General features: G+C 62.9%; 18 protein-coding genes. 6 read left to right on the forward strand and 12 right to left on the reverse strand.

Annotated features, from left to right (window positions below; translation table 11 throughout):
* Positions 1–32: 32 nt before the first annotated feature.
* From CDV44_RS09015 to CDV44_RS09050, 8 genes are all read right to left on the reverse strand, one after another.
* Positions 33–1,307 (reverse strand): porin, encoded by a 1,275-nt coding sequence (locus CDV44_RS09015; protein WP_170935917.1) that lies wholly within the window; start codon positions 1,305–1,307, stop codon positions 33–35.
* A gap of 66 nt (positions 1,308–1,373) precedes the next feature.
* On the reverse strand, positions 1,374–2,279 hold the full coding sequence (locus CDV44_RS09020) for a dihydrodipicolinate synthase family protein (RefSeq protein WP_087687721.1): 906 nt from the start codon (positions 2,277–2,279) through the stop codon (positions 1,374–1,376).
* An 89-nt stretch (positions 2,280–2,368) separates the two neighbouring features.
* Positions 2,369–3,316 carry an alpha/beta hydrolase gene (locus CDV44_RS09025; RefSeq protein ID WP_087687722.1) on the reverse strand — a complete coding sequence of 316 codons (948 nt, stop codon included), beginning with the start codon at positions 3,314–3,316 and terminating at the stop codon, positions 2,369–2,371.
* The gene (locus CDV44_RS09030) at positions 3,316–4,167 is read right to left on the reverse strand and encodes an ABC transporter ATP-binding protein (protein ID WP_087687723.1); all 852 of its coding nucleotides are present in this window, start codon (positions 4,165–4,167) and stop codon (positions 3,316–3,318) included. Before CDV44_RS09030 ends, CDV44_RS09025 begins: the two co-directional genes overlap by 1 nt.
* A complete protein-coding gene (locus tag CDV44_RS09035; RefSeq protein WP_058378496.1) occupies positions 4,164–4,907 on the reverse strand; it encodes an ABC transporter permease in 744 nt (247 codons plus the stop codon). Before CDV44_RS09035 ends, CDV44_RS09030 begins: the two co-directional genes overlap by 4 nt.
* 28 nt (positions 4,908–4,935) lie before the next feature.
* Entirely contained in the window at positions 4,936–5,481 is a 546-nt protein-coding gene (locus CDV44_RS09040) for a VOC family protein (protein WP_058378495.1), read from the reverse strand.
* A gap of 76 nt (positions 5,482–5,557) precedes the next feature.
* Positions 5,558–6,601 (reverse strand): ABC transporter substrate-binding protein, encoded by a 1,044-nt coding sequence (locus CDV44_RS09045; RefSeq protein ID WP_087687724.1) that lies wholly within the window; start codon positions 6,599–6,601, stop codon positions 5,558–5,560.
* Between the two features lie 37 nt (positions 6,602–6,638).
* Entirely contained in the window at positions 6,639–7,595 is a 957-nt protein-coding gene (locus tag CDV44_RS09050; RefSeq protein ID WP_087687725.1) for a fumarylacetoacetate hydrolase family protein, read from the reverse strand.
* Positions 7,596–7,775: 180 nt separating this feature from the next.
* Between CDV44_RS09050 and CDV44_RS09055 the strand changes: the two genes are divergently transcribed.
* Positions 7,776–8,783, forward strand: coding sequence for a 2-hydroxyacid dehydrogenase (locus CDV44_RS09055; protein WP_087687726.1), 1,008 nt, complete (start codon positions 7,776–7,778; stop codon positions 8,781–8,783).
* A gap of 161 nt (positions 8,784–8,944) precedes the next feature.
* Here CDV44_RS09055 and CDV44_RS09060 read toward each other — a convergent pair whose 3' ends face one another.
* The 3 genes from CDV44_RS09060 to CDV44_RS09070 all read right to left on the reverse strand — a co-directional run bounded on the left by CDV44_RS09060 (position 8,945) and on the right by CDV44_RS09070 (position 12,602).
* Entirely contained in the window at positions 8,945–10,756 is a 1,812-nt protein-coding gene (locus CDV44_RS09060) for a hypothetical protein (RefSeq protein ID WP_087687727.1), read from the reverse strand.
* A gap of 82 nt (positions 10,757–10,838) precedes the next feature.
* On the reverse strand, positions 10,839–11,888 hold the full coding sequence (locus CDV44_RS09065; protein WP_087687728.1) for a porin: 1,050 nt from the start codon (positions 11,886–11,888) through the stop codon (positions 10,839–10,841).
* Positions 11,889–12,134: 246 nt separating this feature from the next.
* A complete protein-coding gene (locus CDV44_RS09070) occupies positions 12,135–12,602 on the reverse strand; it encodes a VOC family protein (RefSeq protein WP_246185658.1) in 468 nt (155 codons plus the stop codon).
* Positions 12,603–12,888: 286 nt separating this feature from the next.
* On the opposite strand from CDV44_RS09070, the gene CDV44_RS09075 reads away from it, so the two are divergent.
* The 5 genes from CDV44_RS09075 to CDV44_RS09095 all read left to right on the forward strand — a co-directional run bounded on the left by CDV44_RS09075 (position 12,889) and on the right by CDV44_RS09095 (position 17,368).
* Entirely contained in the window at positions 12,889–13,539 is a 651-nt protein-coding gene (locus CDV44_RS09075; RefSeq protein WP_087687730.1) for a GntR family transcriptional regulator, read from the forward strand.
* A gap of 293 nt (positions 13,540–13,832) precedes the next feature.
* Positions 13,833–14,333, forward strand: a complete 501-nt coding sequence (locus tag CDV44_RS09080) for an inclusion body family protein (protein WP_087687731.1) — start codon at positions 13,833–13,835, stop codon at positions 14,331–14,333.
* A 90-nt stretch (positions 14,334–14,423) separates the two neighbouring features.
* A complete protein-coding gene (locus CDV44_RS09085; protein WP_087687732.1) occupies positions 14,424–14,921 on the forward strand; it encodes an AidA/PixA family protein in 498 nt (165 codons plus the stop codon).
* Between the two features lie 219 nt (positions 14,922–15,140).
* On the forward strand, positions 15,141–16,367 hold the full coding sequence (locus CDV44_RS09090) for an amidohydrolase family protein (RefSeq protein WP_087687733.1): 1,227 nt from the start codon (positions 15,141–15,143) through the stop codon (positions 16,365–16,367).
* A 161-nt stretch (positions 16,368–16,528) separates the two neighbouring features.
* On the forward strand, positions 16,529–17,368 hold the full coding sequence (locus tag CDV44_RS09095) for a bifunctional allantoicase/(S)-ureidoglycine aminohydrolase (RefSeq protein WP_087687734.1): 840 nt from the start codon (positions 16,529–16,531) through the stop codon (positions 17,366–17,368).
* Between the two features lie 100 nt (positions 17,369–17,468).
* On the opposite strand, the gene CDV44_RS09100 is transcribed toward CDV44_RS09095, so the two are convergent.
* Positions 17,469–18,359 carry a LysR substrate-binding domain-containing protein gene (locus tag CDV44_RS09100; protein WP_087687735.1) on the reverse strand — a complete coding sequence of 297 codons (891 nt, stop codon included), beginning with the start codon at positions 18,357–18,359 and terminating at the stop codon, positions 17,469–17,471.
* Positions 18,360–18,443 lie beyond the last annotated feature (84 nt).

Consider the following 18,443-nt stretch of genomic DNA (forward strand, 5'->3'; position numbering starts at 1 on the left):
ACGCCATGGTTTTCGTGGATGAAACTCCGCCATCAGAAGCTGTGCTCGATACCCACACCCACGCCGCGATAATGCGTGCCCGGCGGTGCGTTGCCGCCGTTGCCGGAGATCGGTCTCGGTGAGAATCCGTAGCTGCCCCACGCGCGGTTGATCACCTGGTAATACGCCACGTACACATCGGTACGACGCGAAAAGTCGTAGCGATAGCCCAGATTCATTTGCGTGGCCCCCAACCCGTCGGTACTGCACGCCCCGCCGCCGCTGCGCGAACACGCGCCGTCCATCGCATAGCCCCCGCCGATCCAAACGGAATGCTGGCCGCCGCCGAACCAGTGCTGCACCATCGCGTAGACCGCATCGCGCCGGTAGCGATTCAGGTTGCCGACGGTGCCGTCGTCGGTGCGATACGTCAGGCGGTCCCACCCGGCCACCCATTTCGTTCCCGCATAGGTGAACGTGATGAGCACCTTGTGCGCGTCGTCGGTCGAGCCCGTCGCGCGCGAACCTGCGTTGGACGGATTGCCCGATGCCGGAGCGCCCAGCCATGCCAGCCCGAAATAGTCCTTGTGCAGCTCATAGGCGTAGCGCACACGCAGCGGACCATTCAGGTATTCGAGACCGGCACCGAAGACCTGTGGCGAGATCTCGCCCGCAGGCGTCGTCACCTTGCCCTGCGACGGCGAGTACGAAAATCGCAAATGCAGCCCGGCCCAATCCGGCGTCCAGTACTGAATGCTGTTGCCCTGACGACGGTTGAACGTCGCATCGGCCGCGTTGTTCACGCGCCCGGATTGCGTGGTCGTGTTGGGCACGTTGAACCCGGGATTGCTCAGAATCGTGCTCAGATCGCCCGTGTACGGATTGCGCACGGGCGAGCCGACCGACAGCGTGGACCATTGATACGGCGTATCCCAGTTGCCGAGAAACGCCGTGCCGAACGGCCCCGCCAGCCCCACGTTCGTATTGCGACCCGCAATGGAGACGCCCGCCGCTTTGCCGTCGATGGCGACCGGCGTCTCGATCTGCCAGATCGCCGAATACCCGTCGCCAAGATCTTCCTTGCCGCGCATGCCGAAGTACGAAATGCTCGACATCATGCGTGTGCTGGTCGCCTCGCCGACATTGATGGCCCCCGCCGGCGCTTGCGTCGGACGTGGCGTCCCGGCGGGCACATGGCGCCCGCTCACGCTGACCCCATCGGTCATGGGCGTGAGTAGCCCGTAAATCTGCACCTGCGCGTGCGACATCTCATACACGCTCATGCCGAGCACGACACCCAGCACACGCGCCCCCGCGTGCCCGGCCATGGCCCGTCGCCGCGTCGACTGCCGGCCCGGCCTTTGAGAAAACCGCAACGCGCCGCGCATCGCCGGTCAGCCCGGCAGCGCGAAACCGCACGCCGCCAATTGCGCGTGCAAGGCCGCGTGTTGTGCTTCGCTCAACGGCGAGAGCGGCGGGCGCAGTTGGGCCCACGCGGCATCGTCGCGCTGTGACGCGAGCACGGCTTTGAGCGCCGGAATCATCGGGAACGATTGCACCACGCTGCGCACGGCATCGGCTTGCGCCTGCAATGCCGGACCGTTGTCGCCGGACCATTCGCGGCACAGTTGGCCGATGATGGCCGGATTGATGTTGACCGTTGCCGAAATGCAACCCTTCGCGCCCTTCGCGGAAGCGCGCGAGACCAGCGACTCCGACGCGGGGAAAATGCCGAAGCCCGGGAAGGCATCGAGCATCGCGCTCAGGTTCTGCCAGTCGCCCGAGCTGTCCTTGATGCCGACGACTGTGCTCGGGAAATCACGAATCAGGCGCTCGATGACCGGCAGCGTGATCGGCACGCCCGACAGCGCGGGGATGTGATACAGGTACAGCCGCAAACGGTCGTCGGCCACGGCGTCGATCACGCGTGCGTAGTAGCTGTACAGACCGTCGTCGGTAATGCCCTTGTAGAAGAACGGCGGCAACATCAGCACGCCGGCGCAACCGCGCGCCACGGCGTGACGCGTCAGCGCCACCGTTTCCGGCAGTGCACAGCAGCCGGTGCCCGGTAGCATGCGTCGCGGGTCCAGCCCCGCATCGATCAGATGATCGAGCAAGGCCATACGCTCTTGCGTGCCCAATGAGTTCGCTTCGCTGTTCGTGCCGAACGGGGCGAGCCCGACGCCGTGAGACAGCAACCATGCGCAATGCGCGAGAAAACGGGGGGCATCCGGCGTCAGATCCGCGTGAAACGGCGTGACGACGGGCGCAAACGCCCCGGTCAATGCTTGATCGACCATGACAGTTCCTTGGAGGTAGGGAGAGAGGTGTTGCGCTGCCTGTGTGCTTGCTACCGCTGTTTCATCACGTCAGGCAGACGCGGACCGCATCAAGGCGATGGGTTGAGTTCGTGCAGGAATTGCAGAATTTCGCGACCGAGGGCGTCATCCCCCGTATCGATGTGGGCAACGACCGACGTGTGGTTGTGATCGCGCACCTGAACAAAACGCGGTGCGCGCTTGTCACGTTGCGACAGTCGATGGCAGAACTCGAGCGCGTAGGTATCGAGATGGGGATTCTCGAATTCCGCGACGACAACCATCACGGGCACCGGCAGTGCATCGGCATGAGCCATGGGCGCGTCCGCCTCATGACGCGCCGCGTCAGCGCCGTAGTACGCCACCACACCCGGCGCATTCGGGTTGTCGGGCAACACATCGGCACGCAGGCGCGCACTGATCAACACCGTGCCCGCCACTTCCGGTTGGGCCGGACGCAGACGCGGATCGCACAGATAGCTGGCCACATGCGAGCCACCCGCCGAATGGCCGATAAGCAGAATGCGCGACATATCGGCACCCGCTGCGCCCGCGTACTCGCCGATGTGACGATGCACCCAGCGCATGGCGTCGGCCACGTCCTGCGCGCCACCCGGGAATGCGGCTTCCGGCGCCAGCCGGTATTCCACATTCACCGCCAGACAGCCATGACGCGCGAAATAGCGCGGTACGTTGCCATAGATCTGCGTGTTGGCATTCATGTCCCCTCGCACGAACCCGCCGCCGTGCACGAAGACGACGATCGGCATCGGCGCATCGGGCATCGGGTTCGGCCGATACACGTCGAGCCGATGCCGGGCATGCGCGCCGTAAGCTACGTCGCGTACGACGTCGTAGCCATCGGTCGCTGCGGCGTCGGCTTTTTCAAGCAGCGGCGTATAAGCGTCGAGTACCGCGCGGCGGCCGGCAGCAATATCGTTTGTCCACACAGGCCCAAGCGCGCGCATCACCTCGCGCGCGATCTGCCAGTCGGCCACCGGGGGCGTTGCCTGCGACATCAGTAGACTCCCATCAATTGCGAGAGCTGCGCGATGTAGCCGGCGTAGCGCGGGTGCTGTTTGATCGTCTGCGGTGCGCGCGGGCGCGGCAGATCGATCGTCACCTCTTCCACGATCTTGCCGGGACGCGCCGACATCACGATAACGCGATCGGACAGGAATACCGCCTCTTCGATGCTGTGCGTGACCAGCAGCACCGTCTGCCGGTGCTCCTGCCAGATGCGCAGCAGCTCGACGTTGAGGTTGTCGCGTGTGAGGGCGTCAAGCGCGCCGAACGGTTCGTCCATCAGCAGAACCTTCGGCTCAAGCGCGAGAATCTGTCCAATCGACGCACGCTGGCGCATGCCGCCCGACAGTTCGTGCGGATGGTGATCCGCGAACTGCGACAGGCCTAGCATTTCCAGCAACGCGGCCACGCGCGGCTCGCTCTTCTCCTTCGGAATCTTGCGCAGGCTCGTACCAAGCAACATGTTTTGCCGCACGGTCAGCCATGGCAGCATGTTGCTCGTCTGGAACACCACGCCGATCTCCGGCACCGGGCGCGTCACGCGCTGCCCCGCCACGCGAATCTCTCCGCCGTCGTGCGGCACCAGCCCCGCGACAATGCGCAGCAGCGTGCTCTTGCCGCAGCCGCTCGCGCCGAGAATCGACACGAACTCCTGATCGGCGATGGACAACGACACGTCGTCGAGAATCCGGACCGGTGCCGATTTGCGCGCCTTGCCCGCGAAGGTCTTGTCGATGTGGCGAATCTCGATCATCGCCTCATCGGTTTGGGCCGCCGGTGCGCGACCGGCATCCACCGAAGGGGCGGCCTGCGCCGCCGTGTGCAGTTTCGTCACGGTATTCATACGTTGATTCCTCGCCACCAGACCATGCGTGCCAGACGCTCGATCACCCAATACAGCACCACGGCCAGCAGCGTCACCATCAGGATCGCCGCGAACATCACATCGGTACGGGCCGCCGCCGAGGCGAACACGATCAGATGCCCCAGCCCTTCTTCCGAACCGATGAACTCACCAACGATGGCGCCGATCACCGCGAGCGGCATGGCGATCTTGAGACCGTCGGCAAACGCGGGCAGCGCCGCCGGCAGATACAGCCGCCAGAAGGTGTCCCACGGGCTGGCACCCAGTGCCCGGAAATGCTCATCGAGGTTGCGCGCGACCGAGGCAAGGCCACCCATGGTGGCGACCACCACCGGGAAGAAAGCGAACAGGAACGTGGACGCCAGCTTGGACGCGAAGCCGTAGCCGAACCACACGATCATGAGCGGCGCGAGCGCGATCTTCGGCATGCTTTGCAGCGCCGTGACGAGCGGGTAAAGCGTGCGGCGCGCGAAGGCGCTGTAGCTGATCACCACGCCAATCAGCAGGCCGCCCGCCACCGCCGCCACGAAGCCCGTCAGCACTTCAACGGTGGTGACCCACGTATCGGCCAGCATCTGCGGATGGATTTCCCAGGCGGCGCGAAAGATCGCCGACGGTGGCGGCATCAGGTACGACTGCACCTTGAAGTACGACACGGCCAGTTCCCACAGGGCGAGCAGTACGCCCCAAAATACGATCGTCTGTGCGATGCGTTTCATGTGATGTCTCCTCCAGATTGCCGGCGCGTTACGACTTGCCGCCCGACTTATCCTTGACCATCCCCGGCGGGGGCGGCACCACAAAACGCTCGAAACGGAACCGGTCGAAGCTCTCGATATTGCGCTCCCACACCTTCGCTTCGTACGGATGCTCGGCGTCGATCTGGGTCATCTCGCAATACAGCTCGACGTTGTTGCCGTCCGGGTCCTTGAACACGAGGAAGTAGTTCGCGCCCGGGCCGTGACGGCCGATGCCGCGCACGATTTCGACGTTGTGCGCGCGCAGCACGTCGACGGCTTTCTCCATCTCTTCCACACTCTCGACGAGGTACGAGAAGTGCTCCATGCCCGGGCGGCTGTAGCGCGGCAGGTCATCGATGTCGGGCGAGTTCTTCGGAATCTGCGAGAGCGCCAGATCGTGGTGATCGCTGCCGGCACGCAGAAAGACCATCTGATCGTCGATCCAGTCGGACACGGTCAGGCCCAGCACTTCGGTATAGAACTTCACCGACTTCTGGATATCGCGCACGACCAGCACCAGATGGCCGAGACGCTTGGGTTTGAGGCTTGTCATCTCCACTCCTTGCTTTGCTTCTAATCGGGGGCTTGCGAAGGGTATTACGGTGTTACGAGAGGCTTTCTGCGGCGCCTCACTCGACGAACTGATTGGTGTAGATGTCGGTGGCCTTCAGCGTGGGCGGCAGGTTGAACGCGTCGCGCACGAACTTCGCGGTGGCCTCCATGCGCGGCACGGGCACCCAGCCGGGCTTGTGGCCCTTGGTTTCCGCATCGCTGCCCAAGCCGTTGATCTGCTTGACCTGTTCGAGCATGACCTGCTTGTCGAGCATCGGGTATTGCGACGCGATGATGCCGGCGGACTCTTCCGGGTGCTCACGCAGCCACGCGTAGCCGCGATACGTCGCCTGCACGAAACGGCGCACGACGTCGGGCTTCTGCGCAATCATCTTTTCGGTCGTCACGAGGCCGTTGCCGACCATGTCGAGACCGAAGTCGCGATAGCGCAGCATGCCGATCTCGCGGCCCTGTTTGGCTGCCAACGCGCGCAGCACGGGCAGGTTCGCCCCTTCCCAGCACTCGGTCAGGTCGATTCGGCCTTGCAGGAACGACGGATTGATGGTCGACGGATCAAGGCGCAGCAGCTTAACCGACGTCGGCGGCAAGCCATTGGCCTTCAGCCATGCCGGTACGATGTTTTGCAGCGGCGATGCCCCGCCGCCGCCCATCGTCAGGCCCTTGAGGTCAGCCGGTTTGGTAATCGTGCGGCCGGGTTTGACGAGATAGCAGATCGCCCCGGGCCAAGCCACGTTGACCGAACCGACCATCACCGTCTTGCCACCCTGCGCGCGATTGAGCATCACACTGATCGGGTCGCCATAGCCAAAGTCGAACAGTCCCTGATCGACTTCGTTGACGGTGCGCTGACCGCCATGACCGGCGATGGCCGAGACATCGAGCCCGGCCTCGCGGTAAAAGCCCTTGTTGATGGCGACCAGCACGCCACCGGTACTGCCTTGCGGCAGCCATGAGAGGTTGAACTTCACTTTCTCCTGCGCGGCGACCGGCGTCGCCCACAGGGCGCCAGCGCCCACGGCACCGATGGTTCCGATGGATCCGAGAGTTCCGACGCACGCGAGCGCCGTCCACCAACGCTTTGCCCACTGCCACTGCTGCATTGCTGCCTCCTCCTGGCCGCCGCTCTAGCGGCCTTTGTTATTTGCGCTGTGCCACGACGCGGTTCTCGATAGCGCCAATGCCCTCGATGCCCGCCACCATGACGTCACCCGCCTTGAGATACACGCCACGCCCCATGCCCACGCCGGTCGGCGTGCCCGTAGCGATCAGATCGCCGGGCTTGAGCGTGAGGATGCCGGACAGGTAAGCGATCTGCTCCGCAATGTTGAAGATCATCCCTGCCGTCGTGTCGTCCTGCATCGACTCGCCGTTGACCGACAGCGTCATGCGCAGGTTCTGGGGATCGCGAATGACATCGCGCGGCACAAACCACGGCCCCAGAGGAGCGAAGGTATCGAAACTCTTGCCGCGAAACCAGTCGTGCGTAAACGGATAGTCGGTGCGGCGGTTGAGATCTCGTGCGCTCACGTCGTTGATCACCGTGTAGCCCGCGATCCACTCGTGGGCTTGTTCCACCGGTACGTGGCGGCCCGGACGGCCAATCACCACGGCCAGTTCGACCTCCCAGTCGACGCGCTCGGCATTGGGCGGCAGCACCACGTCGGTGTTGGTGGCCGTCACGCTGGTCTCGGCTTTCATGAACATGTAGGGCGAGCTTTCGCTGCGCGGCGCGAGCTTCGTGCCCATTTCGGCCGCATGTTCGTAAAAGTTCGACGCGGTGGCGAAGATCCGGCCCGGCTGATACGGCACGCACAGGCGGTATTGACTCGTTTCCAACGCGCTGACCTTGTTCACCACACCAGCATCCAGCGCCTGACGTACAGCCGTCATCACGGTCTCGCCATGCACATACCAGTCGGAGAGCAGCGCCGTCAGATTCTGCGCCGCCAGTGCGCCGTCGTCGTTACCTGCGCCCGTGTGGCGCAGCACGGCTTCCAGATCGTACAGGCGGCCATGTTGCACCAGTGCCGTACGGCGATCAGCACCGGCTCCCGGTGCCAGCGATTCATAAGTTGCGATACCAAACCAAGTCACACCTTCCTCCTATCTCTTTACTGAAATTCGATGTCGCTTACGCGCATCGGTTGTCTTTTTGATTGCTCTATGAACATACAATACATAGCATATGTATACATGGCAATTAATTTGTATTTTATTTTTCAACTCTTCCCGACGCAGCAACCAAGCAGCGATTAATTAGCGAACAAGGCACCCATGAACGACGCTCCCCTGATGCTCAATCTCATCGCACTGGCCCCGCAGGCACGCGCGCAATTGCTGGCCGCCGGCGTGCGGCTGCACGACGTGAACCCGCGTGCGCTGGCGGCTTCAAGTGCGCTCGCCCACGCCACCGATGCCGCCGATCGCGCTGCCATCGCCTCGGCGCGTCTGGTGCTCACCAACGGCACGACCGGACTCACCGCCGCACAGATGCAGGCGCTGCCGCAGCTCGAACTCGTTTGCGCCTTTGGCGCCGGGTTCGAAAACATCGACGTGACCGCCGCCACGGAACGCGGCATTGCCGTCGCCCATGCGCCCAACACCAACGGCGAGACGGTGGCCGATCACGCCTTGGCCCTGATGCTCGCCGTGTCGCGCGGCCTCGTGACCCTCGACCGCGCCGTGAAAGCCGGTGGCTGGGAGTCGCATCGCGCGCCTCGTCCGACGCTCAACGGCGCGCGACTCGGCGTCGTCGGTCTCGGCAACATCGGTCAGGCGATCGCCCTGCGCGCGGCAGGCTTCGGCATGTCGATCAGCTATCACACCCGCACGCCACGCACGGACGGTCCAAGCCACGCATGGCAGCACTACGCCAACGTCAGTGAACTGGCCCGCGACAGCGACTTCCTCGTACTGGCCTGCCCCGGCGGCCCCGCCACGCATCATCTGGTCAGCACCGAGGTGCTGGCGCAACTCGGCCCGAAAGGCTTTCTGGTGAACGTGGCGCGTGGCAGCGTGGTCGATACCGTGGCGCTGATCGAAGCGCTGTGCGACGGCGTCATCGCCGGTGCCGCGCTCGACGTCTACGAGACCGAACCCGAGGTGCCGTCGGCACTGCGCATGCTCGAGAACGTCGTGCTCACGCCGCACATCTCAGGCCGCTCACCTGCGGCGTTGCAAGCGCAGATCGACGTCCTGCTGGCCAACGTGCGCGCCCATCTCTCTCGTCTGCCGTTGTTTGCTGCGGTGAACACCGTGCGCGGTAACAGAACGTCCGGATAAAAAAATAAGCGGGCAACCGGGAGACCATCGGAGGTTGCCCGCCTCAACACTTCACCTTGGAGGTCCTGTGAAGTCGCCAGCGGTGGCGGCACGCATTGGCAGACTTCGCCAGCGCGTGCCGCAGCGTCACGCCAAATCACACCAGTTCAATCAAACTGCGCTTACCGTGCCGGCCAGGGTTTGGCCGGGGCACCCATCACCGGCTCGCCCAGCAGCGGGCTCGACAGTGCATATGCGCCGTTTTCGGTGAAAGCCCACATGATGTTGCGGTCGTACTCGGTGTACATCGCGAACACGCCCTTGCCCAACGTGTACACAGGCAGCTCGGTTTCATCGGCCAGGCCCGGCACGAAGTAGCCCGCGATGGTCGGCTTGGCCGGGTCCTTCACGTCGAAGATCTGCACGCCTGCGCTATAGAACGAGTACGGCACGATGCCCTGACGCCACGTCCCCGGTTGCCCGATGGAGTTCGAACGCTTCGGACCGTAGTTGCCGCCGCGCTGGCAGAAGCTGGTGAACGGTGCGCCTTCGGGCACCTCCGGCTCCGGCAGCTTGGCCGCGACCTTCATCTTGGCGGGGTTACGCGCGTCGACGACGAAGATGTCCTTGTACGGCTCGTAGCAATCGCGGTTCATCGGGTAGCCGCTCGTGAGCACGTAACCGGTGCGCTCGTACTGGCTGACGTCCGCGTTGTCGTATTCGGTGCCTGCGAAGCTCGGGGCCGTATTCACGTTGCCGAGTACCTTCGGATGCGCCGGATCGGCGAGATCGAACGACCACAGTCCCAGACCACCCATCGCACCGAAGCCCACCTTGCCGCCCTGCTCCAGCGGTTTGGGCAGGAAGATCGGCATACGCGAGCCCATCCACGACGTGCGATTGCCTGCGCGCGCATTCTGGAGATATGCCTGCTCATGCTCGGCGTTGCCGAGGATCTGGCCGGGCACCGAAATCTGCGAGACGAACTTCGGGTTGGCCGGGTCCGACATATCCCACACTTGATAACCCGGCGAATACAGATAGTTCGGGTATTCGGAGAGCGCGTAGCTGTCGTCGGGTGCCGCCGACAGAATCATGTACTTGCCGCCGTAGAACTCCGGCGAATCGAGCGAGCCCGAACCGCGTTGCTCGCCCACCGGCGCATTCGGACGCGTGTAGTCGGTGGTGCGCGTGGCGATCAGCTTCCAGTCGGACGGCAGCGGGCCGTTCATCTCGAAGACCTTGAAGCCCTTCAGATCGTTGTAATTGCGCTGTGCGGCAACCTTGTCCGGCTGCTTCGACTTGTCGGTCATCAGGCCATAGCGGCCGATTTCGAACGACGCGACGAGAATCGGCTTGCCGAGCTTCTTGTTCCAGACGATGGTCGCGCCGCCCAGATAGTCGTGCACGTTGTTCGGGTCGAACTTCTCGCTCGAACCCTTCGGGCCCCACACGCCACCCTTCGAATACACGACCTTGCCGTTGGCCGGATCGGTCACGTCCATGATGCGCAGGTAGTCGCGGTCGTGGATGTACAGATAGCGCTTGCCGTTGAAGTCGGCGATGTTGTTCCACGCATGGAACGGCGAATCCACGCCCGGGTAGAAGGCGAGCACCTTCACGTTCTTGGTGTAGCTCTTTTTGTCCCAGTACGGCAGCTCACCCGGGAATTTCTGACCGGTGTGCACTTCGGGCGTGGCCTTCGGCCAGATGAACTTGCCGGTGGCCGGGTCCATGCCGTAGTCGACGCCGGGCTTGAGCGGCTTGGGGGAGCGATCCGGGGTCAGGCGCAGCCAGCCGGCCAGATACGGGTCTTTCACGTTCGGCGTGCCGGGCGTGCCCGACGGTTGCGCGTCGGCTTGTGCTGCGGGGGCTGCATTGGTCGCGGCAGGTTCGGACTCCGGTGCCGATGCGTGGGCAGCGAGCGTCATCGTCAGCGCAGCGAGTACCGCCGTGGCGGTGAGCGATACGCCGAGTGTGGGCTTGCGAAACATGTCTTCCTCCTTCGTTTCAAAGTCTTCTCGCCGGCACAGCGCGTGCCGGCGGCGTGGATTCTGGTGAATTCAGATACGTGGATCAGAATGCGTGGCGGATACCCAGTTGCACACCCGACGGATTCTGATTGCCGTTCGGCGTGACCTGGAACGTCACCGGGTAATGCACCGTCGTGTCGTTGCTGTGCTGCACGTGCGCGTAGGTCGCGTAAAGCGTGGTGCGCTTGGACATGCCGTACATGTAGCCGATCACGAAACCGTTGGCGTTCGAGAGCGCCTTGTTGTCGTCGTCCTGACGGTGGACAAAGCTCGCGTAGAAGCGATGACGGTCGGTCAGCGCGTAGCGAACCCCGGCCTGTACGTCCCAGCCGCGCACGTTGAACGCGACGTACGGCGGGTACGCGTAGTAGCCGTTGTACGTGTGATAGATCAGGGTCGGCTCGACACTGCCGAATTTGTAGGTCGCGGCAAAGTAGTTATCGCGCGACGAGTGAATCTGGCTCGGCGAGTAGATGTCGCGCGTGTATTGCAGCTCGCTCACGGCGCCGAGGAAGATGCCGCCGTTGCGGTACTCGACGGCGGCCGACAGGAAGCGCCCGGCGCGCGTGGTATCGCCCACGCCCGTGGTCGCCATGAAGCGCGCCATCAGGCCGTTCCAGCGCGGCGTGTTGTACGAAATGGCGTTGTCCACGCGGTACGACGCGTAGAAGAACTCCATGTTGTTGACCATACTGAAGTCGGCCGCCCAGCTCGGGTCGGCATAACCGGCAATCCAGTACGACGGCGTGAATTGGCGGCCCAGCGAGACTTCACCCCACGGGCCCTTGAGGCCGACAAACGACTGACGCGCCTGTGCCGATTGGGTGCCGTTGTTCGCCGAGAACATCGGCTCGTAGGTGAAGAAGGCGCGATTACCGCCGCCCAGTTCTTCAAAGCCGCTCAAATTGAAGCGAGAGTTGTTCAGACCGCCGCTCGACATGCGGGTGACCTTGCCGCCATTAGCGCCCGATTGCCACAACTGCTCGATGTTCAAGTCCACAAAACCCGAGAGCGTGACGCCTCCGGAAGATTGCGCGTATGCGCCCCCTTGCATTGCGCCCAGTAGCAATGCACCTAACACTCGCTTCTTCATGCCGTCTCCTGAGAATTCTCGTTTTATTTGCGGCGCCCCTTGTTGGGTGTCTGCCGCTCGCCCGTTGTATGTATACAATCTTTCGAATGATTATACATAGCAAAGAAATTGAATTTCTACCGCTATTTGTTTATACAAACGAGCTGTTTTTTTATAGCGGGTTACCCCTGATATGCGGTGTCCACCGCCGGCACACCGTGGCCGGCGGGGAAATGGCGCCCCAAAACAAGCGGCGCGTGATGCGGATCAAAGACCCTTGCGGTCGGCTTGCAGACCCTCGTGACGCAGCTTGGGCGCGTCGTCTTTGCCCGTGCCGTCCTTCGATGCACCGCCCCAGCCGTGGGCAGTCACGTCGAAGATCACCCCGTTCGTGTCGAAGAACTTGACCTCGTAGAAGATGTTGCTTTTCACCGGCACTTCGCCCATGTAGTAACGCCCGCCGGCCGCTTCGATCTTGGTGCGCGTGGCTTCGACGTCGTCGACCCAGATGCCGATGTGATGCAGGCCAACGAACTCGCGGCCGCGGTCGCCGGCGGCTTCATCGTTCTTGTAATTGAGCAACGCGAGGTTGATGACGCCGTCGGACAGGTACACGCCACGGGCGAGCGACGAGTCGGTTTCGCCAACTTTCTTGAAGTCGAACGCCTGCATGTAGAACTCGGCCGCCTTCCAGGGGTCGGGCACGGAAAGCGCGATATGACGCAGTTTGGCCATGATGGAATGTCTCCTTCGTATCGATAGGTCACGTGTGTGACGAACAGAGGCTTGCCGGGGGCCGGCAAACTCACATGTATACTATCTCAGTGAATTGCATTCCAAAATGCATTTTTGAATACAACATTGCGATACCGATCAACAAAATCTCCTGCCATTCCCTTCGAATGGGGCGTCAGGCCACAACTTCGGGAAAAAATACCCTTATAATCCGCATGTATACAATCCGAGCCAATTCAAGTCGATTCAAAAAATAATGCACGTCCACGCAACGAGATAACTAACCATGGCCGAAACCATTGCCGCCCGAATCTGCCGGGAGTTGACCGACGAGATCATCGACGGTCGCCTGCCGCCAGGACGGAAGCTGGAAGAAGTTGTGCTGGCCGAACGTTTCAAGGCCTCGCGCACGCCCATTCGCGAAGCCCTGCGCGAGTTGAACGCGCGCGGCCTGATTGAACTCACGCCGCATAAGGGCGGGGTCGTCGCCAGTATCAGCGTCGACGATCTGTCCGACATGCTCGAAGCGATGTGCGAACTCGACGCGCTGTGCTGCCGTCTGAGCGCCCAACGCATGAGCGCCATGCAGAAGAAGCAGTTGGAAATGCTCCACGTTCAGAGCAAGCAATGCATGGATGCCGGTGACGAAGCCGGGTATCTCGCGCTCAACCGCGAGTTTCACCAGTTGCTGAGCGCCGGTACGCAGAACAAGACGCTGATGGCACTGATCGACAGCCATCGCGAACGTCTGGCGCCGTTCCGCGCCGCGCAATCGGATGTCGAGGAACGTTTCACCGTGTCCTTCGACGAGCACGAGAAAGTCGTCGAAGCGGTGCTCGCCTCCGATGCCGAGGGCGCCTATAACGCCATGCGCAGCCACACCGCGCGATTGAGCATTCATGTGCTCGACCGCCTGCAACACAACCGTAATTCGTAAGCCTTCATCCATACCCGCCCGGGCCGCATCGGTCCGGGCGGCGTCGTTTCAATCCGCCGTTTTGTAGTTTTTGACGGATCGCACCTCACGACGCGCGAAGCCAACGTTCTCAACGTATTGCTCGCAAACGTCGCCTATGAGTCTCAGCGCAGTGCAACGCCGATAGGTTGTCGCGCCCTTTCCCGCCTTCTAGCTTCCACAAATGAAACGCGAGGCATCGCTTTTCGCCGCGCGTCGTGCCCGTCGCCTCTCGGACTGACGGCATCTCGCTCTACCCATTTGTGGAGACTTATATGTCTGAAGTTACTGATGTACTCGTCGCGATCGACACCAAGGCGGTTCTCGATCGGTATGGCCGGAACAGCAGCATGTCGAATCCGCCGTTGATCGACGCCAAGCACGTGTTCATGATCGTCACGCAGAAGAACGTTGTCAGCGGCCAAGCCGGCGGCGAGCTTGATGTCGCCGCACGTATCGGCGACGTGATTCGCTGGCGGGAAAATTCGCTCTCGCTGGGCTTCGAAGAGTCGTGCATCTTCTACAAATTCGTGAGCACTCAGGTCAAGTTGATCTCCGATCCCTCGCCGCGCGAGGCCGAAGTCAAAATTCCCGTGCCCAATCCGGACGACCCGTCCAAGCCGAAGAAGCAACAGGTCTCGAACTACTTCTGGTCTTGCGAAACGCTCAAGACCGGCCGTGTGACGTATCACTTTCAGTTTCAAATTCTGGATCGCAGCGGCAATCTCTGCGGCTGCTATCAATGGGATCCGTTCATCAGCATTCGTAACGACTGAGCGCGCTGACTGAACCCCCGCTCCTCATTTGGCGGCGATCCACCGCTCGGTGGATCGCGCGACCTCACGCCCCACGGCAAGGAATTCACGATGACCAAAGACAAGCCGCCCCACGCGCGCGAGGCGAACGCCGCCGGTGCTAACGTATTGCTCGTCATCGATACCGGCGCGCTGCTCGCCGGGGAATCCGAGCCCGCTTGTTGCTACGCACTATGCAACGGCCTGGACTCGCTACTGACAAGCAACGACGGGCAACTTCATCTCAATGCCGTGGCCGGCGCACAGGTACGCGTCAGGTGGTCGCCGACCGCCGTACGCGGCGAGCACGCCGTACTGCTCAACTTGCAGTTGGCCAACGATGACGTGCTGACGAATCTGACACTGCAAAGTCACCCCGAGGCCACCGTCCTAGTGCCGCAGATGGGAGAACCGGGCGAAATTGAGGCGCGTCCCGCACACGATGCGTTCTGGCAACTCGACGTCGCCGCCGAAGGCAGCGTGGAACTGACGCTAAAGGCCATCGTGACGGATCGCGACGCGGAAATCGCCGGTGCGTTCGAATGGCCACTGAGCATCGTCGTCGGCTGAGGTCATCGCCCGGGAGGTCCGGGCATCACTCAACTATTTAGAAATCGAATGCCCTGCATTTTGATATTTAATTTGTCGATGCGCGGTCCGTTCGCTATCTTGTAAGTCTTTCCCCGCACTTCACGCCCCCACGCGACCCCGCGGCGCTATTGCGCCAACCCCAGCCAACCTGAAGGAAGGCAGCGCCAGCGAGGCCCCGGGCAGCATAGAGGCCGCTCCATGACTCACCGCGTTTTCGTCGGCGCCGTTGGTGCCGACGGCAATCCCCTCCACCTCGCCACTCGCGACGGACGCTTCACGTACGTCGGCCCGCAAGCCCCCGACACCGGCGGTGCTCAAGTCATCGATCTGCAAGGCAAGCTGGTCTTGCCCGGCTTTGTCGACGGGCATATCCATCTCGACAAGAGCTTTCTCGGTGACCGCTGGCGACCGCATCGTCCGGCCGCCACGCTGCGCGACCGGCTGGCCGCTGAAAAAGAGGAAATCGCCGCCGCCGCGCCGATGACCCAACGGGCCGACGCGCTCATGCGCCAGTGCGTCGCCTTCGGCACCGTGGCCATGCGCTGCCACGTGGATGTCGACGCCAGCACCGGCCTCACGCATCTGCAAGCCGTCATGGCGATGCGCGATCAATGGCGCGATCTGCTCGACATCGAACTCGTGGCCTTCCCGCAAGCGGGCGTCATGACCTGCCCCGGCACGGCCGAGGTTCTCGAAGCCGCCGTTCGTGAAGGCGTGCAAGTCGTGGGCGGTATCGATCCGACCACGCTCGATGGCGACGCTCAAGGGCAACTGAGCGTCGTGTTCGGCATTGCCGAGAAGCACGGCACGAAGATCGACATTCATCTGCACGAACCAGGTGAGACGGGCCTCGCGCAACTGCATCGCATCGCCGCCCGGACGCAGGCGGCAGGCTTGCAAGGCCGTGTGTCGGTGAGTCATGCCTACGGGCTGGGCGATATCGGCCCCGCAGAACTCGACGTGATCGCCCGTGCGCTGGCCGATGCGGGTGTCTCGATCATGACCAACGCCCCCGGCGACCGCGCTTTCCCGCCGATTCTGCGGCTGCGCGAAGCGGGCGTGCGGGTGTTCACCGGCAACGACAATATTCAGGACAGCTGGTGGCCGTACGGCAACGGCGACATGCTGCAACGCGCGATGCTGATCGGCTATCGCTCGGGCTTCTATACCGACGAACACCTGCAAGTCGCACTCGATATGGGCACGTCTGCCGCCGCCGCCGTGATCGGCAAGGCCGACTACGGTCTTCGTGTGGGCAGTGAAGCGAGCTTCATCGTGTTCGACGCACCCAACGCTGCCGCCGCCGTTGCCGCCGCACCGGCTGCCCGCGCGGTGATTCGTCACGGACATTATTGGGGCGGCCCGGCGCAACTCGCGCTGGACGCCGCCCTGTTGAAGGACACAGCAGGGTCCACCCCGACCTGACTGTCATGCGCGGTGCCGGGCCTGCGCGAGGTCATGGCACCGTTGGCGTTCGTCGCGCCGAGGTGAAGCACACTGCGCGCGCCCCCAGGCGCAGGGTGTAGCCGAGGCAGTCGAAGACGAGCGATGGGGAGAAAAACTAGCGTTATCAGGAGCCACTAGCAATGTCGAAGACCACGTATTACGCGCCGCACGGCGGGCATCCGGCTCAAACGGAACTGCTCACCGACCGCGCCATGTTCACCGAAGCGTATGCCGTCATCCCCAAGGGCGTGATGCGCGACATCGTGACGAGCCATCTGCCGTTCTGGGACAACACGCGCCTGTGGGTGCTGGCCCGTCCGCTCTCGGGCTTCGCCGAGACGTTCGCGCAATACATCATGGAAGTGGGCGCCGGTGGCGGCAGCGACAAGCCTGAGCAGGACGACAAGGCCGAAGGCGTGCTCTTCGTCGTCGAAGGCGAGATCACGGTGACGATTCAGGGCAAGGCGAACACGCTCACGCCGGGCGGCTACGCATTCATCCCGCCCGCCACCGACTGGCAACTGCGCAACCAGAGCCAGAGCACGGCGCGCTTCCACTGGATTCGCAAGCACTATCAGGCCGTGGAAGGTCTGCCGTATCCGGAGCCGTTCGTGAAGAACGAGCAGGACGTGGAACCGATTGCCATGCCGGGCACCGACGGCCGCTGGGTCACCACGCGCTTCGTCGACATGCAGGACATGCGCCACGACATGCACGTGAACATCGTCACGTTCCAGCCGGGCGGCGTGATCCCGTTTGCCGAGACGCACGTCATGGAGCACGGCCTGTACGTGCTCGAAGGCAAGGCCGTCTACCGTCTGAATCAGGACTGGGTGGAAGTGGAAGCCGGTGACTTCATGTGGCTGCGCGCGTTCTGCCCGCAGGCTTGCTACGCCGGTGGCCCCGGCCCGTTCCGTTACCTGCTGTACAAGGATGTCAACCGTCACATGAATCTGACGCTGGGCGCACAGCCGCGTTAAGGATCATGCGGGATGGAGCCGTCGCAAATTAGCGGCACATCGCGATGGATCAGGCCGGTCGGCGACACGCCGCACCGGCCTTTTTTCATGCATTGCGGCACTACTTCGCGGATCGTGTTTTCGATTCCAGCATACCGACCAGCACCTTGGCGAGTGCCTTGACCATCGCGTCCGCCGTGGGTCGATGAAAGATCGCCAGCTCGAACGTGTCGACCACCGGCAGCCCCTGTGCGCGCCCCAGCACGACGTGGCCCGGCAACACCGCGCGCGGCGGCACCAGACTGACGCCCATACCGTCGGCCACCGCCCCCTGAATGCCGCTCAGGCTCGAACTCGTGAAGCTGATGCGCCAGTTGCGGCCCATGGCTTCGAGTGCGTTGATCATGTCGTCGCGATACAGGCCACGCGTCGGAAACGTGACGAGCGGCACGGGGTCGAGTTGAAACGAGGGATGGGTCGCACTGTCGATCCACGCCAGCTTTTCCGGCCGGCATGCCACCGATTCCCGGCTGTTGCGCCGCTGTTTGACGAGCACGAGATCCAGCTCGCCGTGATCGTAGCTGCCGAGCAGATCGCGGCTCAGGCCGCTCGTAACTTCGAGTTTGACTTGCGGATACTGCCGGTTGAAACCCGCAAGTACCTGCGTCGTCGCCCCCGTCGCGAAATCCTCCGGCACGCCGAGGCGCACCGTCACGGCAACCACGGCCCCCGAGAGCGCTTCGAACATCTGATCGTTGAGCGCAAGCATCTGACGCGCGTAGCCGAGCAGCATTTCACCGGCATCGGTGGCGTGGACTTCGCGGTTGCCGCGATCCAGCAGCTTGTGTCCGACCATGTCTTCGAGCCGGCGCACCTTCTGACTGACGGTGGACTGGGTCGAGTGCAGCCGTGCGGCAGCCGTCGTAAAACTGCCGCAGTCAGCCACCATGATGATGGAGCGCAACAGATCCAGATCGAAAAGCGGTCGATTCGATTTCGCACTGCCGGGCATAGTTACTATTTGAATTGTCGATGGGCAGTCGATCTTGTATCACGCACGACAGGTGCCCGACAACTGGGGTTTCACGGCGTTGTC

Origin of the sequence: Pandoraea sp. PE-S2R-1, from assembly GCF_002179865.1 — a bacterium.
Lineage (GTDB): Bacteria > Pseudomonadota > Gammaproteobacteria > Burkholderiales > Burkholderiaceae > Pandoraea.